The organism is Dyella japonica (genome assembly GCF_040545895.1).
Classification (GTDB): domain Bacteria; phylum Pseudomonadota; class Gammaproteobacteria; order Xanthomonadales; family Rhodanobacteraceae; genus Dyella; species Dyella japonica_D.
This window is the reverse complement of sequence record NZ_JBEPMU010000009.1, coordinates 1-16,557: the sequence shown is the minus strand read 5'-3', so window position 1 is coordinate 16,557 and position 16,557 is coordinate 1. Positions and strand designations below refer to the sequence as shown.

General features: G+C 60.9%; 10 protein-coding genes and 1 pseudogene. 9 read left to right on the top strand and 2 right to left on the bottom strand.

Features of this window, described 5'->3' with window-relative positions; all coding sequences use genetic code 11:
- The first annotated feature begins 462 nt into the window (after positions 1–462).
- A complete protein-coding gene (locus ABIC75_RS22170) occupies positions 463–834 on the top strand; it encodes a hypothetical protein (RefSeq protein WP_354016072.1) in 372 nt (123 codons plus the stop codon).
- A 193-nt stretch (positions 835–1,027) separates the two neighbouring features.
- Positions 1,028–7,210, top strand: coding sequence for an autotransporter outer membrane beta-barrel domain-containing protein (locus ABIC75_RS22165; RefSeq protein ID WP_354016071.1), 6,183 nt, complete (start codon positions 1,028–1,030; stop codon positions 7,208–7,210).
- Positions 7,211–7,513: 303 nt separating this feature from the next.
- On the opposite strand, the pseudogene ABIC75_RS22160 reads toward ABIC75_RS22165, so the two are convergent.
- Positions 7,514–8,154: pseudogene (locus tag ABIC75_RS22160) on the bottom strand (transposase); the annotation flags it as partial.
- 369 nt (positions 8,155–8,523) lie between these two features.
- Between ABIC75_RS22160 and ABIC75_RS22155 the strand changes: the two are divergent.
- The 7 genes from ABIC75_RS22155 to ABIC75_RS22125 all read left to right on the top strand — a co-directional run bounded on the left by ABIC75_RS22155 (position 8,524) and on the right by ABIC75_RS22125 (position 15,586).
- Entirely contained in the window at positions 8,524–9,096 is a 573-nt protein-coding gene (locus tag ABIC75_RS22155; RefSeq protein WP_354016070.1) for a fimbrial protein, read from the top strand.
- Positions 9,097–9,169: 73 nt separating this feature from the next.
- Complete coding sequence (locus ABIC75_RS22150; protein ID WP_354016069.1) at positions 9,170–9,919, top strand: fimbrial biogenesis chaperone; 750 nt, start codon at positions 9,170–9,172, stop codon at positions 9,917–9,919.
- Positions 9,920–10,008: 89 nt separating this feature from the next.
- On the top strand, positions 10,009–12,801 hold the full coding sequence (locus ABIC75_RS22145) for a fimbria/pilus outer membrane usher protein (RefSeq protein WP_354016068.1): 2,793 nt from the start codon (positions 10,009–10,011) through the stop codon (positions 12,799–12,801).
- Positions 12,801–13,934, top strand: coding sequence for a fimbrial protein (locus tag ABIC75_RS22140; RefSeq protein ID WP_354016067.1), 1,134 nt, complete (start codon positions 12,801–12,803; stop codon positions 13,932–13,934). The genes ABIC75_RS22145 and ABIC75_RS22140 overlap by 1 nt, the downstream gene beginning before the upstream one ends.
- A gap of 31 nt (positions 13,935–13,965) precedes the next feature.
- Entirely contained in the window at positions 13,966–14,442 is a 477-nt protein-coding gene (locus ABIC75_RS22135; protein ID WP_354016066.1) for a fimbrial protein, read from the top strand.
- Between the two features lie 10 nt (positions 14,443–14,452).
- Positions 14,453–14,977 carry a fimbrial protein gene (locus ABIC75_RS22130; RefSeq protein WP_354016065.1) on the top strand — a complete coding sequence of 175 codons (525 nt, stop codon included), beginning with the start codon at positions 14,453–14,455 and terminating at the stop codon, positions 14,975–14,977.
- A gap of 93 nt (positions 14,978–15,070) precedes the next feature.
- Positions 15,071–15,586, top strand: a complete 516-nt coding sequence (locus ABIC75_RS22125) for a fimbrial protein (protein ID WP_354016064.1) — start codon at positions 15,071–15,073, stop codon at positions 15,584–15,586.
- A gap of 807 nt (positions 15,587–16,393) precedes the next feature.
- On the opposite strand, the gene ABIC75_RS22120 is transcribed toward ABIC75_RS22125, so the two are convergent.
- Positions 16,394–16,552, bottom strand: a complete 159-nt coding sequence (locus ABIC75_RS22120; RefSeq protein WP_354016131.1) for a hypothetical protein — start codon at positions 16,550–16,552, stop codon at positions 16,394–16,396.
- Positions 16,553–16,557 lie beyond the last annotated feature (5 nt).

The window sequence follows — 16,557 nt, the reverse complement described above, 5'->3', positions numbered from 1 at the left end:
CCCTTGGAGGCGCGCTCGTCCGGGCTCATGTGCCGCTGTGCAGCGCTGGTCCCGCCTTTCGACGTAAAAATAGGGAGAATCCTATTACTTCGACGCCGAGCATCCGTGATCCTGCTTCGGCAGGCCACTCAGTTTTCACCCCCTTGAGCTGAGATGTCTGTGTTTGAGTTGTGGGGAACCGGCCCCTCCCTGCCGCACTTTCAGCCCCTGGGTGCGGTAGGTGAGGGGGCGTTTTTCGTGCCAAGCGCATCCCACTGCCCACAGAATCCGCAAGCGACTCATTGCGTAATGATTCGGAACCTTGTGCGGCTGGTTTCCAGACTGGCAAAACACGAGATGCAAACGAGCGGACTGAGCTAACCCTGATTTAGACGCTCTTCATGGCCTGGACCGCATTGAGCGTGAGATTCTTAGTCCACCATCGCACCGCAACTTGATGCCGCGCTCTTGCTTGCTCGCCAGATGCCGCAGCTCTTCTCTGTGGCTGCTTACCTGCCCAAACTGCTCGACATGCGCTTGCATTCCAACGTTGTCGTTCTGATGGAGTTACACGTCGGAGAGGCAGTGGCGTTCTTCTTTGACGTATCGTTGACATCGATTACCGGGCCAACCTCGTTCCGCGCCGTGGATTCGACTCAGCATCTACTGTCGGAAACTCGTTTTGAGGAGGACAATGGCTGGAGCGCGAGGGGCGAGGCACGGCATGCGGCACCCGTCGAGGTGCTTAGTGTTGTGCATCCAGCGTTGGGTCGCGCCAACATCCAGATCATATTCGTCAATAGAGTTGCCGACATTTGCCACAGCGCTAATCCGGCTGGCCTGGATCGCGGATGATCGGACGTCGTGCGTAGTAGACCTTCGGGGGCGGGCACGTTCGACACAATAAATATTCTTTGCTTAGTGCGTTACCTAACAGATGGCACCGCGCCGTGGCTCCCTGCCACTTACTCTGGTACGGAGCAGCGTTACTTTCGAACAATCGTGGCTCGAATGGGTTTTAGGACCCGTCATTCAAGGATAACTCCTGATGAACACGATTCTTTCTCTCGTCCGGAATGCTGAAGTCCAGAACCGGAGCCTGGTACCGAAAGCCGTCGAAAGATGCACAGGAGATGCTCGAAGCGGCAAGCTCGCGGCACTGGCGATGGCGATCGCTACGACCATGAGCCTGGTCGATGGTGCTGCCGCTCAGACGGTGTTCCTGCCCGCTTTCGATCCGACGCAAAATGACAACTTGGCAGGCTCGACCGTGGTGTCGAATGGCGCAACAGTGACGCTGCAGGGCTCGGCAACGCAGATCACCCCGGGCATCACGGGTGCTATGACACAGTCGCTTCCGACTTTGTTTGCCAACGGGCTGACTACCGATCCGCACGCCAACCCCACCAATCCCGCCTCGCTGGTGATCAACACCGGCACCAAGGCCCAGATCGTAACCGTGCCCGACCCGATTACGGGCGGCACTCGGACGGTTGCGGTCTATGCCAATACCAACATCATTGACACCAACGCGACATCCATCGCAAGCCCCTATGCCGTTTCAGTTAACGGTCCCACCAATGGGCGTCAGTACATCAATACCCGCATCGGCGAGGTGGATGCGACTGGCGGTGCGCTGAATGTCCAAATTGGTAGTTTGGCAGCGTCGACGGACTCGGCGGCCAACAACATCAATATGGGCATGGCGAAACAGACTTCTTTGTTCTATGCCGATGGCACCGGCACCGCTACCAGCACGATAATCTGGCAGGGCTCTAACCGGGTCTATATGGGACAAACGCAAGGTGCGATCAACGCAGTAGGACCCGGTCCGGTGCAATCAGCCCCTTTTGCTTTCTATAGTTATCGGGGCACGTTCACGTCGTTCGACGGCAGCAGCCACACGGTCAATAGCGCGGCCGACCTGCAGGCATACAACAGCTTCCTGATTGCACAGTTGCAGACTGGCGCATTGAACCCGACCCAGTACGACACCGAATTTGCACGGGCATATACCTCTGCGGCGACCCCCATCACCTATACCAATGGTCCGCCTCTGCCCGATGAAACCTATCAGCCTGTTGGCGTGCGGGCCGTTATTCAGGCCGACGGCGCCAACGCGCAGGGCATCATCGCAGCTGGTGCAAGACTGGATGTCATCTCCGTCAGTAATTTCAACACGACGCCCATTACCAGCGGTGGCATGCTCGCTACGAATGGCGGCACGATCATCAACAACGGCCAGCTTTCGAGCCAGCGGGGCGGTACGGCCGACGTTCAGGGCGGCATGGTCATTCAGGCCGGCAGTCACGGAATCAACAATGGCGTACTCAATGCAGGCTTTCTGAGTGGCTTGACCGGTGCTGTAGACCCGCCCGTGCCGAATACGCTGAATGCCAATACGGGGGGCTTTGCGACCGGCGCAGGCGCAACCTTCGCCAGCAATGCCGGTGCTGTCATCAACGTTGGCGGCCAGGGCAGCATGGGCATTCAACTTATTTCCAGCGCTGCCGGAACCAACGCTGGAACCATCAATGTCGGCGTCAGTGCCGTTGATCCAACCTTGAGTGGAGCGAACACGCGTACCGACGGCGTGAACCTATCGACGGGCGCGCAGTTCACCAACCTTGCCGGCGGCCTGATCTATCTTGGACGCCAGCCGCAATATGCAAGTGGCGCGGTGGTTCCGGATATCGTGAACAACGTGACCCCGCTATCAGGTATGACGGTATTGAATACGGGGACTGCAACCAATGCCGGCACCATTACGATCGGAACTCTGACCCAGGGCAGTAGCGGTATCCTGGTGAGCGCATCCAACACCGGGGTGATCAACAGCGGTGTCATCAATGTCAATGGTGCGGCAAGTGCGGCGCCGACCGAGAACGACGGCATGAGCCTCCTCAACAGCTCGAATGTCACCAATTCCGGCACGATCAACGTCAACGGCGTTAATGGCATTGGCATCAAGCTCCTGGCTACCGGCATCACAGCCGTGACCTCGTCAGGAACGATCAATGTGGCCGGTGGCGTGGGTTCGACGGGTCTTCGTAACTACGGCATCTGGGCGGAGGGTGCCAGTGCTACCGCGACCCTCAGCGGTGGCGTCAATCTCAGCGGCGCCGGCGCCATCGGTGTGCATGCGCGCTCCGGGGGGCACGTCAACATCACCGGCGCCGGTACCGTCCATTTTCTTAGCGGCTCCAACCAGATCGGCTATTTCATCTTCGGCGCCGGGTCCACCATCAACAACACCGGCACGGCGGCACAGGACGTTAGCACCACAAACTCGGTGCTGTTCCGCATCGACAGTGGCGGCGTCTTCAGTGGCGGCACCGGCGGCTCCGTGTTCACTGCTTCCGGGCAGGGGGCGACGGCCTTCGACATCACCGGCGCGCCGAGTACTTTCAGTTCCGGGAACATGACCCTCAACCTTTCGGGCCCGAACGCCACCGGCGTCCTGGTCGAAGGTGGTGCCGTCGGTACTATTGCGGGCACGGCGACCATCAACCAGACCGGCATCGGCTCCATCGCAGGCATCGTCGACGGCCAGAAGTTCGACCTCACCGGTGCCCCAATCGGCGTTCCGGATCCGACGACCTCGCTCATGTCCACGGCCACCCTGAGCTCGGCGCTAGACAATGTCACCGGTTACATCGCGCGCAACCAAGGCAAGCTGACCAACTCCGGCAACCTCACCTTCACGGGCGCTCACACCACCGGCATCCTGGTGGAGACGGGCGCGACAGGGAGTAACACGGCTGCTATCTCGATCACCAATGGTGGCATCGGTATCGATGCAAATGGGCCTGCCGGTGGGTTGGCCACCACCCTCAACAACAGCGGCACCATCACCGTGAACGGCGGAAGCACGGCCGACCGTACACGTGGCGTGGTGGCGCAGGGGCCGCTGGCGACGGCCAACATGCAGACGGGCTCGACACTGAACCTTACCGGCGTGGGTGCGATCGGTGCGGAGGCGCTGGGCGGCGGACTGGTGACGGTCGCTGGCACGGCCACGCCGGTGTTCGGCAACACCGACCAGATCGCCTTCCACGCGCTAGGCGCAAGCTCTGCAGTCGCCAGCTCCGCCACGGCACTCGACGCAAGTGCCACACGCGCCACGCTGTTTCGCATCGAGGACGGTGCGACGCTGACGACTTCCACGGCGCTCACGGCCTCGGGGCAGGGGGCGGCGGCGGTGGTTTCGACCGGTCCCGGCGCCCGGGCGACCCTGGACGGCAGCGCTTTGAACATCGCGGGCGCCGGCGCGCGTGGTCTCATCGTCGAAGGTGGCGCCACGGGCAGCATCGCAGCCGGCACGGCGGTGACACTGCCGGGCGCCAACGCCGTGGTCGGTATGGCGGATGGCCAGAAACATGACCTGACCGGCGCGGCGGTCGGCGCGTTAGATCCGGCGACCACGCTAACCAATCAAGCCGCTATGACGTTGACCGGTCCGGGTGCGCTAGCCTTCATCAGCCAGAACCAGGCCACTCTCGTGAATCAGGGCGCGATCGCCATGACGGGCGCGGGCGCTATCGGCGTGCGTGTCCTGTCGGGTGGGGTGCTGAACAACCAGGCAGCCATCACCGTGGCCAACGGCACCGGCATCGACATGGAAGGCGTCAACTCCCTCGTCCGCAACAGCGCGACCCTGACGGCTAGCGACGGTGTCGCGGCGCTACATGTGCACGATGGCGGCGGCGGGGTTCTGGGTGGTGCGTTGGTGTCCAATGGCACGGCGCACACGGTCCTCGTCGGCTCTGGCGCGACCGGTCTAAACGCTACCGGCGCGACGCTGACCAGCCTGGGTGCCGGCAACGGCATCGAGAACGCGGCGGAGATCGCCGCGATCACGCTTGCCAACACCACGATCAATGTAGGCAGCGGGGCCGGTATCCGCACGGCGACGTCGCTCGATCCGGCATCCACCGTGACGGTGAACGCCTCGGGTGCGGGTACCGGTTTTGCCTTCCAGACGGCGGCCGGGGCTGCCACGACCGGAAACCTTGACCTCGGCGCAGGCTACATCATCAACGGCAATGCGGCAGGCGCCACGGGCATCATGGCCCGCACCAGCGGCGCGGTAACGACAGCCGCCAGTGTGCACATGAACGATGCTGCTGCCGGCGCCGCGCTGGTCGCCGGCACCGCGAGCAGTAGTCTCAACACCGGCGTGCTGACGTCATCGAGCACGGTCGCGCCGGTCGTGGACCTCGCCAATGGCACCGGCACGAGCTTCACCAACCAGGGTACGATCATCGCACCCGACGTCACGCGCACCGCCATCCTCGGCAGTGCCGGCAGCGACGCGATCAATCTCGCGGGCGGTGCCGTCACCGGCGTCGTCCAGGCGGTGGGCGGCTCCAACACCGCCGTCTGGACCGGCGGCAGCCTCAACGGCAGCATCGAGATGGGTAATGGCGGCAGTAACAGCCTGAGGGTCGCGGGTGTTGATCTCTCGGGCACCTATCACTTGGACGGCGGCACCGGTGCGGGCGATGCGTTGACGCTGGAAGGCATCACCTACAGGGGAGGTTCGTTTGCCGCGGACAACCTGGTGAAAGGAGTGAACCTCGGGCCAAGTTGGGAAATCATCAACTTGAACAAGGGCACGAATTTCGCCCTTGCCGATAACCTGAGCCTGGGCGGATCGACCGTCAACGTCGATGCCACCAGTCGACTGAACGCCGGTGCCGGCGTGTTCCCGATGATCCAGTCGACCCAGGCAAACGCCCCGGCCAACGTGAACAACGCGGGCATCATCGATTTGACCAACGGCGCCTCGGGCGCGATAGATCGGCTGACCATCGTCGGCAACTATGTGGGCCAGAACGGACAGCTGATCATCGACACGGTGCTCAATACAGGCTCGGACATGCTGGTTGTCGATGGCAGGCAAGGTGCTGCCCGCGCGTCGGGCCTCACAACGCTGACGGTCCACTATCAGGGCGATGGCGCGCTGATAGTGGACGACGGTATCCAAGTGGTGAGCACGCTCAATGGCGCGACCACTGCGGCGGGTTCCTTCGTCCTTGGCAACCGAGTCGCCGTGGGCGCCTACGAATACCTGCTGAAGCAAGGCGGCGATCCCGCGGTCGGCGGCAATCCCAACGATCAGAACTGGTATCTGCGCAACACGGTCGACCTTCCCGTGGAGCCTCCGATCGTACCGCCGACCGAACCGCCGCCGGTCGTGCCACCGGAAGTACCCGAGGTGGATCGTCCGGATTACCGTGTCGAGGTCCCGCTGGACATGGCAGTACCTGCACTGGTCAACAGTCTAGGACTGGCGATGCTCGGCACGTATCATGATCGCAATGGCGAGGATTTCGCCGATGCCGGTCTGGCCGAACCTGCAAAGGCGGGATGGGGTCGAATATTCGGATCGACCGGCAACGTCCGCTACGACTATGGCGGTGCCCTGGGACGCTTCGCTGCCTTTGTTGATCACGGCCCGTCCTATGACGCCGACACGGTGGGGTTCCAGAGCGGCGTCGATCTGTACCGGACCCAGAATGACAGCGGTACGCGTGACATCGCCGGTTTCTATGTAGCGTTCGGACACACCAACAGCACCGTCCAGGCGGTGCTCGGCGGGGATGCGGGCACGGTCTCGATGGATGGCTATTCGCTGGGAGCTTATTGGACCCGCAAGGGCGCGTCAGGTTGGTATGCTGATGCGGTAGTGCAGGGCACACGTTATGGCCAGATCCGGGCCAGGTCGGATCTCGGACAAACCCTCAATCCGAGTGGCTGGGGTTTCGCGGGCTCGATCGAAGGCGGCTACCCGGTCCCCTTGGGGCTCGATTGGGTGATCGAGCCACAGGCGCAACTGGTCTATCAACGTATCAGCCTGGGCAATGATGCCGATAGCTTCGGCCGGGTGATGTACGACGACTCCAACGCGCTGTATGGCCGGGTGGGCGCCCGAGCAACGCGGAACTGGACGATGGACGATGACCACACGCTGAGCACCTGGGCGCGAGTCAATGTCTGGCATGGGTTCGATGCGAAGGCGACCACGACATTCTCCGCGCTCGACGGGTTGGATGCCGTGGCCATGGATACGGACCTGGGCGGTTCCTGGGCGCAATTCGGCTTGGGCGTGTCGGCGAAAGTGGCCCGTAATACGTCGGTCTTCATATCCGCTGACTACAATCAGGGGATCGACGGCAACAATGGCCATCGCTTCGGTGGCCGGGCCGGTGTCAAAGTCGTCTGGTGACCGGAATACATTCGGGCTAATTCTGCCCATCCTCATATATATGAGCAGCAATTATTTTTATAGATAGTCAATGGCTAGCGAATCATGCTGCGCCGTGCATCGTGTTCCCTGTTAGGGGTGCACCAGATGCGCCAGCCTTCATCCGGTCACGCGGCACACCTCTTGCGAAATTCGGCGGGCGTGCGTCCACGAAGCTGTCGTGGGGAATCTCGCGGTTATAGCCGGCTAATCACGGTTCTATGTGCTCGTGCACCTCGTTGAGGATGCGAAACATGTACCTATCGAGCACGCCGCGGCGATAGCTAACGCATCGGACATGAAGTCGATCGACCAGCTGTCGTTGATCTGCTCGTCGGCGACCCATTGCCGAAGGTGTCGATTCGGCACGCGCTTCTTGCCAGGCCGGTGTCGATTGAGCTGCATCCGCAATACACGCGCCACACCCTGATGTGATTTCACGCCAGGCCACGGCGTCGAATCCGCTAGCTTGTCGAAACCGCGCTCGGGAAAAGCACTCAGCTAACTTGACAGAGGCGCGATGACTTCGTCGTCTCGATCCGCTCGCCGTCGATAACGCACCATCGATCGGGACATGCCGATCGCCATGCAAGCCCGACACTGACTCCAGCCGTGTTGACTCATCAACCGCGGCAGGGGGGCGCTTATGCGCCGGGTCGAGAGCGTCTTTGGGATGAGATCCTTCAGTGCATGGTTTTCCATCGCCAGTTCGGCATACATCCGCTTGAGCTTGGCGTGGCCCGCTTCAATGCGGCGCAACCGCTGCACGCCTGAGGCTTGCATGCCGCCGTGCTTGAACTTCAACGCGTAGCACGTCGCCTCCGCAATGCCGAGCTCGCGGCATACCTCCTTGACGTGCCGGCCGCCTTCAGCGCTGTTTAAGCGTCGTACCGTTCTGGCTCTCAAGTGAATTTGCTCTTGCACATCATAGGTCTCCTTGGCGCTGGTTTGCCCGGAGACCTCAAGTTATGCGTGAAGTGAGATGACGGGAAAGCGACATATCAGCTTGGAATGCCGGTCTTCTTTCAGGTTTATTTTCCGGTGAAAACTCGTCGCTTAGGCTCATTTGTCGCTGCATAACGCGCTGCTCAAAAATTCCTTCGAATATTGAGTCGAGTCCTATATCGCCATTGCTTCTCCGATCCTAAATTGCAAAAGGAGATTGAGCATACGCTCTGGTCGTCGAAATGCCTTTCGCGCCCATCCCTCGCCATTGGTTGATGCAATAACGCCGATAGTGAGGCTCCCTCGCCACGATTGGTGGGCATCAAAATACTCCTGAAGGAACTTAATAAATGAAGCAGAACAAGCTTGTGTCCACGTTTGCCGTTGTCCTGGGTCTCGTTGCCGGCTCCGCCGCAGCGGCTCCGGCTTCGAACGGCGGTACCATCCGTTTCACCGGTGCGGTGACCGATGAAACCTGCACCATCACCGGCGGTGCGGGCACTGACGGTGGCCAGGGCAATTTCATTGTGGCCCTGGATCCGGTTCCCGTGAGTGCGCTGCCGAGCGCCGGCTCCATGACGGGCAAAAAGCCGTTCCAGATCATCGTTGGTGGTCCGAACCAGGGCTCGTGCCAGGACGGCAAGGTCGCGACGATGTCGTTCCTGCCTTCCAGCCCGCAGGTCGACCCGACCACCGGTAACTTGAAGAACGCCCTGGTGGGCCAGGCCGGCAACACTCAGGTGCAGGTGCTCGACAATACAGGCACCGCCATCGTCCTGAACGATCCGGCGAACGCTGTGCAGAGCCCGGCTATCGTCAACAACACGGCCACCATTGACCTGAGTGCGCAGTACTTTGCCACCGCCGCGGCGACCCCGGGCCTGGTGGACACCAGCGTCGTCTATGCCGTGACCTACAACTGATCTAGCTACTGCATCATCAGGCCCCAGCGCCGGCTTCCGGCGTTGGGGCCTCTGAATTCTTCCGAGGTGTTATATGTCTAACGTACTGCGCTATGCCATGGCAGGCTTGTTTGCCGTCGCCGGGGTTTTCGCCGCGCGCAGCGAGGCCAGCGTGGTCATCGGCGGCACGCGTGTGGTCTATCCCGCCCAGGAAAAGGAAGTCACCGTCAAGCTCTCGAATGAGGGCTCCAAGCCTGCGCTCGTGCAGATATGGCTAGATAACGGCGACGAGAGGTCGACGCCTGACACGACTAAAGTCCCCTTTACCATTACGCCGCCGATCTTCCGCCTGGATCAAGGCAAAAGCCAGGCGGTACGCGTTCTGTACATGAAAGAGCCGCTACCCACCGACAAGGAAAGTCTGTTTTGGGTCAATGTGCTCGAAGTGCCTCCCTCACCAGCTCCCGGTGACGATCGCAACCTGCTGCAGTTTGCGTTCCGTACGCGCATTAAGCTGTTTTTCCGTCCTGCCGGTCTGCCGGGGGATGTCGCAACGGCACCCGGCAAGCTTGCCTGGAAATTGTTGCCCAACGCCAATAGCAAGAGTCTATCGCTCCAGGTCAATAACCCCACGCCCTATTACGTGAACTTTGCCCATGTCGGCATCAAGTCGGGCGAAACGAGCATGGGTGATCAGGGCGGTGGCATGGTGGCGCCTGGCGGCACCACCACGTTCCCTTTGAAGGATGTCACAGCGCGCCCCTCGGGCGATGTCAAGGTGGAGTTCTCTGTCATTACCGACTACGGCGCGCTATCCCCGATGGTAGTGCCCCTCTCGGGCTGAGCCCCGCACTCGTGTCCCGGCTTCTATTCGTCCTTCACTCGCCTCAAGGGGAGGTAGGCCACGCTATACGTTATTAAGAGATCGACTGGATGTCTTTGCGCCCCGCCAAACCGAAGTCACGCAATGCTTTCGAGTGTCCTCGCCCCCATTTGCTGGGCCTGTTGATTGCCGCCTTGCTGGCAGGGCGGGCGCATGCCGCCGCACCATCGGCCGATCCATCAAACGGCGTCGTCGGTTTCGATGCTGGTTTTTTTCCGAGCGGCATGGCGCCGAAGGTCGATCTGTCCCGTTTTGAAAAGAGCGGCTATGTCGCACCGGGTGTGTACCGTGGCGATATCACCGTGAACAAACAATGGCGTGCGCACGATGACATCGTGTACGCCAGCGTACCGGGCGCAGACAACTCGCAACCCTGTTTCGACGCGGCTGCGCTCAAGCGCTACGGTATCGATCTGCAGAAGGTAATTGCCGACCTAGCAGCAAATCCGGCGAAAAAGCCCCTTCCCGATGGAAAGTTCTGCGGCACGCTTGGCGATTACATCCCGGGTGCCACTGTCGATTTCGACGCCGCCACCCAGAGTTTGTCGTTGTCGGTGCCGCAGATCTATCTGCAGCGTTCCGCGCGCGGCTATGTGGACCCCTCGCAATGGGACCCGGGCATCAATGCCGTGGTCGTCGGCTACAACGCCAACGCCTATAGCACGCAAAACCATGGCAGCACCCAGACTACCGGCTACCTTGGCCTCAATGCCAGCCTCAATCTTGGCTCGTGGCATGCCTATCAGCTTAGCTCCCTGTCAGTTAGCGGCGATGGCCACAGCCATTATCAAAATGCTTCCACCTATGCGCAGCACGACATCCTGTCGTGGCGCGCCCAGATGGTGGTGGGTGACACGTTTACGCCAGGCGATCTGTTCGACAGCGTGCGCGTGCGTGGCGCGCGCGTGTACAGCGACGACCGTATGCTGCCGCAGTCGCTACGCGGCTATGCGCCCATCGTGCACGGCTTGGCCGATACCAATGCCAAGGTCACCATTCGTCAGCGTGGCTACGTCATCTATGAGGCCAATGTGGCGCCCGGTCCATTCGTCATCGATGATCTCTATCCCACCGGGTACGGCGGTGATCTCAGCGTCGTCGTGACCGAAGCCGATGGCCGCATCAAGGAGTTCTCCGTTCCCTACTCCGCGGTGACGCAGTCGCTGCGCCCGGGTCTATCGCGCTGGAGTATCACGGCGGGCAAAGTCGATGAACTCAACTTCATCGATCAGCCCAGGGTTGTCCAGGGCACCTATCAGCGCGGCCTCACAAATTTGATCACCGCTTATGGCGGTGCGACGTTGGCTACGGGGTACCGCGCTGCCTTGATCGGCAGTGCATTCAATACCGACATCGGTGCGTTTTCTGCCGACATCACGCAGGCTCGTAATTCGACACCAGGCCAGTCTGCTAGCCAAGGTATCAGCGCACGCCTGGGCTACAACAAGAACATCATCGATACGGGGACCAATTTCGCAGTGTCCGCCTACCGCTATTCCACCAGTGGCTATGTGGACTTGCAGAGTGCTGTGGCCATGCGTGACGCGGCCGCGCGCGGGTTCGGTCCCAATTTCGTGCAGCGTGACAAGAGCCGGCTTGATCTGAGTGTCAATCAGACGCTGGGCAGTCACGCGGGCCAGCTTTTCATCACCGGTTCTGCGCGAAACTTTTGGAATTACCGGGGTAGGCAGGTCGATTTCTCCGCCGGCTACAGCAACCAGTGGCGTGATATCAGCTATAGCCTGTCGGCTCAACGTACCCGTGACAGCGTGCAACAGTCCACGGTGGGCGGCCTGCTCAATAGCATTCCTGGCCAGACGACGGGCCTATTGCCAAACAACAGCCTGACCCAGCGCGACACACGCATTTTCTTCAGCATGACCATGCCGCTGAGCAAGGCAGCGCATTCACCGACGCTCAATGCGTTGTACAGCCACTCGCAACAGGCTGGCGCCAACGAACAGATGTCGCTGTCGGGCACCGCCGGTGACAGTAACCGCTTCAATTACGGCGCCTCGCTATCCCATGGCGACGGCAACAGCGCCGTCAGCCTCAATGGTCAGTACAACGCCAGCTTTGCGCGCTTCGCCGGCGGCTTCAACGACGGCACCGGCTACCGTCAGCTGGGCGGGGGCATGTCGGGTGGCGTGGTGTTCCACCGCGATGGTGCCACATGGGGTCCGCCGCTGGGCGATACCGTGGGGCTCGTCTACGCACCGGGGGCGCGTGGCGCGACGGTGCAGAACTCACAGGGGGCCACGGTGGATACCAATGGTTACGCGCTGGTGCCTTACCTGACGCCTTACGAACTCAATACCATCACCCTCGACCCCAAGGGCGCCGGTGCCGGGGTGACGTTCAAGAGCACCTCCCACGACATCGCACCGCGTGCGGGCACCGTGGTACGGGTGAATTACGACACCGTCAGTGGGCGTGCCCTGATTATCGATACAGCCCTGCATGATGGCCGTCCCGTTCCGTTCGGCGCGGAGGTGTTCGACGAACAAGGCAATAACATCGGTGTCGCCGGTCAGGCCGGCCGTCTGTTTGTCAACGGGCTCACGCAATCGGGGGTGGTGACCGTGCGCTGGAGTGACGATCCGGCAGACAGCTGCCGCATCCAGGTCAACCTGCCGAGGAAGCCGGCCAAGTCGGACGACTACGAAAATCTGCAGGCGCCTTGCCAGCCCGGCGGCATCAGCGCCGCGCCGACCGATCAAGCGCCGTCGCATACGTCCGCGCTATGGCATCGCCAGTCGCCCCTGCGGGCCTACGGCGGTACCGCGTTCTTTCCGTCAATCGCTCTTGGCGGCCCGGAGCCGCGTGTGCGAGGAGCATCCTAATGACCTTTAAAATCGCATCACACCCTCGCCGCCGAGGCATTGTCACCAGACTTGGCTTGCTGCTGTGGCTCTTCATAGTCGGCGCGGCGCCAGTGTGGGCGAATTGTACGCGCATCACTCCAGCCACTCCGACCAATGGCTCTATTTCTTTGACCGGCACCATAACGGTCGGGCGGGACGTACCTGTAGGCACCGAGCTCTATCGCGCGTCCTATCGGGCCGACCCAACCATGCAACTTAACTGTGGTGCCGGTGCCTACAGCTGGCAATTCAATTTGGGCGGAACGCTCAACGTAGATAGCTCCTGGACGCCACCACTGGGGGCCAAGCTATATAAAACCAGCGTTTCTGGAATAGGCGTTTATTTTTGGTCAGCTAATGCCGGTGGCCCTTTTGGCCTTCCCAAGTCGAATTTCGATCCCGGAACCTTCGCGTCTGCCAGCACCTATACTTTCAGCCCAGTTGGGGGCAACGGTGGTAGTACTGTGCAGTCCGTCGAGGTCAGTTTCGTCAGGACCAGCGGCCCCCTTGGCGCAGGCCCGTTGACCCCAACATCGATTCCCACGGTTCAGCAAGGCCTATCTTCAGGCAACTTCACCCCGGTATTCACGGCGGCGGCCACGGGCTCACTCGTCGTCGTGGCAGGCACCTGCACGACGCCGGACGTGACCGTAGACCTGGGTACGCATTACACGACCGAACTCAAGGGCGTGGGCCCCATCGGCCAGTGGATCAATGTCCCCATCGCACTGAACAACTGCCCGGCATTCTTTGGCCAGAGTTGGCAGTTCGTTAACACGACCACCACGCCGACCACCACCACTAGGTACTCGTTGGCAAACAACTCGATTCAGTACTCCGTGACGCCGACGACGTCCATTGTGTCGGGCAGCCCGGGCGTGATGGCTCTTCAGTCGGGCGGCGCGACGGGTATCGGCATTCAGATGGGCGACGGCAAAGGCAATCCGCTTCAATACAACACAAAAATCGCTCCATCGTCTTTGTCCAATCTTTCTTCGACCACTGGGAGCAACCGTCAACTCACCCTGCAGGCGCGCTATTACCAGACAACGAGCACGCCGACTGCTGGCCAGGCCAATGGCCAGGCTACCGTCACGCTGACCTATCTTTGAGCCTGCCGCGATGACTCTTCGACGCTTCTGTGTGGCCGTGCTGCTGGCTGGTTCGATGGCGAGCGGCCGGGCATCCGACCTGACCATCCGTTTTACCGGCCAATTCGTGACCAGTACATGCGCAGTCTCAATCCCGGATATTGATCTGGGTACGTATCCAGCCGCGGCCTTTACCGGCAGCTACCAGACATACTGGGTCTGGAGCACCGTGGCGGCACCAAACTGCACACCGGACATCACTACCATCCATATGAAATTCACCGGCACGCCGGATAGTACGAACAATCAGCTGTTCAAGGTGGTGCCGGTAGCCGGTCAGGGCAATATTGCCGGCGTCGCTATTGAGCTCTCGACTGGTACGGCACGCATCACGCCAAACGGGACGATCGACTGGCAGTTGGGTGTCGGTTCCACCTCCTACCCTATTAGTGCTCGATTTTCGCAGACGTCGGCAGTAACACCTGGGGTGACGAAGACGCCTATCACCGTTCAATTTACCTACAACTGAGTCGGCCAGCATGAAGACGAATCTCATCAAAGGCGGGATGGCCGCCGGACTGCTCGCGATGGCATCGGCGGTAGGCGCCCAGTCGGTGACCTTCAATGTCACCGGTACTATCCAGCAGGGCACGTGCAGCTTCACCATTCCGGATACCGACCTGGGCACCTACGGCGCATGGACGTTTACCGGCATGGGCTACACCGCACCGTGGACCAGCGACATTCCCGTGGCGGCCTCGGGCTGTACTGCGGACATCAACACCATCCACATGGTGTTCAATGGCACCCCCGATGCGACGAATAGTCAACTCTTCAAGGCAATTCCCGTGTCGGGCCAAGGCAATATCTCCGGTGTGGCCATCGACCTTTCCACGGCATCAGGCACACCGGCTCGCCTGGTGCCCAATACCGGCATGACCAACTGGACGCTGGCCACTGTCGGCAATACGTACTACATCAAGGCCCGGTTCTATCAGACGTCGGCGTCGGTAACACCAGGCAAGATGCAGACGCCGATTACCGCGCAATTCACTTACAACTGATCGAGCGCGCGGGGCAGGCCTCGCGCCGTTGGTTGACCACATGTTTGAGACCACCGCTAACGACGGCCATCACTGAATCAGGAATGCCTCACGATGAAGCCCCCTTATTGGCTACTGGCCGCGTCATTCGCTTTCAGTAGTCTGTGCGGCGGCCTGCATGCGCAGACCGCCTTCAATTTATCCGGCCAGATTGTTTCCGGTACCTGTCAGTGGTCCATTTCAGACGTTGACAGCGTGGTCGTTCTCGATCCCATCCCGTTAACGGCTGTTCCAGCCAGCGGCGCCGTGGGTTTCAAGCCGTTCCAGTTGACCGTGTCCCAGTGTACGGCCGACCTTTCGAAGGCAACGTTCACGTTCAGCGGTACGCCAGATATCAGCGATCCGCTGCGCTACCAAAACACAGGGACCGCCACCGGCATGGCGATCGAGCTGCAATCGGCAGATGGCCAAACGATTGGAGCCAACGGCGTAAACAGTGCGCGAACGGTGCCTGTTAGTGGAACCCTGGCGACCTTGCCACTCAGGGTGGCCTACTGGCACCCAGCAGGCACCTTAGTGACCGTGGGCACGGTCGAGTCGGCGGCCGTGGTGACGATGAGCTACCAGTGACATCGCGTTCCGCCGAGGTGTTGTGGACTGCTCTCGCTGCTGTCGGCGGTTAGCTGCTGGATGTTGATTTGGCCGCCTCGAGCACCATTGGCGCGAGGCCGGCCAGATGTCCCTGGCGGCGTTGCCGGCTGTAGAAAGCCTCGATGTAGTCGAACAGAGCATGTCGCTGCGCGCCTCCTCGCGAACGTTATAGACGCGACCACGCGCTCACGCCATCGGCGGCGGAAGAACGTCTCCGCCACGGAGTCATTCCGGCAGTTACCGTGCCGACTCATGCACACCGCGCCATTCGGCCACCTCGGCCGCGAGGTAGCCACGCTCGCTGACCTGCTTGACCGCTTCGCCCCTCAGCTGGTCGATGAAACACTCGTTGGTCATAGATTTTCCGATCCTCCATAGACACCATCAGGTGTCTATGCGAGCGGGCGCATCCCTAGTGGTCCCTGCGAAGGCCATGGATGCCCGCGGCCCTAACGCTTGCCCTCACGTCAGTATCCACCTCGGCCTCCGAGGCGGATTGGCCGGTGACCATGCCAACGGGATAACCGCTATCCCAGCAGCGTGCGCTCCAAGCCACACCGTAATTCTCATGACGGATGTCGATGCGGGCTTCAAAGGCGCGCCCCTGCTGGTCCACCAATGGAATCGTTCTCGTCATGTGTGAATTCCCGTCCGGATGACTGCGTCCCGTAACTTTTGACTGATCCACGTATGCTTCCGGCGAGGCGTTATCCCGAAAGGCATCTGGGATCTGGGTACTGCTTAGGTGGATGCGCGACCAACGGCAGCTTGATGGCGATGCCTTGTTCACGCTCCCCCTCGGTGCCACGCGGGCTGAAGCGGAAGCATCCCTCGCCGTTCGGCTTCGCGCAGCAAGGTGATCGTGCTGTGCGCCTGGAACAGGGTCATCAGTGCGTGCCGATGCGATTCCACCGTGCGTACGGAAATGCCCAGCCCCTGGGCAATCTCGT

Bases quoted from the DNA above. Each gene is read 5' to 3' on its own strand.
- ABIC75_RS22165 (WP_354016071.1), top strand. From the start codon at position 1,028: ATGAACACGATTCTTTCTCTCGTCCGGAATGCTGAAGTCCAGAACCGG.
- ABIC75_RS22140 (WP_354016067.1), top strand. From the start codon at position 12,801: ATGACCTTTAAAATCGCATCACACCCTCGCCGCCGAGGCATTGTCACC.
- ABIC75_RS22170 (WP_354016072.1), top strand. From the start codon at position 463: ATGCCGCAGCTCTTCTCTGTGGCTGCTTACCTGCCCAAACTGCTCGAC.
- ABIC75_RS22145 (WP_354016068.1), top strand. From the start codon at position 10,009: ATGTCTTTGCGCCCCGCCAAACCGAAGTCACGCAATGCTTTCGAGTGT.
- ABIC75_RS22130 (WP_354016065.1), top strand. From the start codon at position 14,453: ATGAAGACGAATCTCATCAAAGGCGGGATGGCCGCCGGACTGCTCGCG.
- ABIC75_RS22155 (WP_354016070.1), top strand. From the start codon at position 8,524: ATGAAGCAGAACAAGCTTGTGTCCACGTTTGCCGTTGTCCTGGGTCTC.
- ABIC75_RS22150 (WP_354016069.1), top strand. From the start codon at position 9,170: ATGTCTAACGTACTGCGCTATGCCATGGCAGGCTTGTTTGCCGTCGCC.
- ABIC75_RS22125 (WP_354016064.1), top strand. From the start codon at position 15,071: ATGAAGCCCCCTTATTGGCTACTGGCCGCGTCATTCGCTTTCAGTAGT.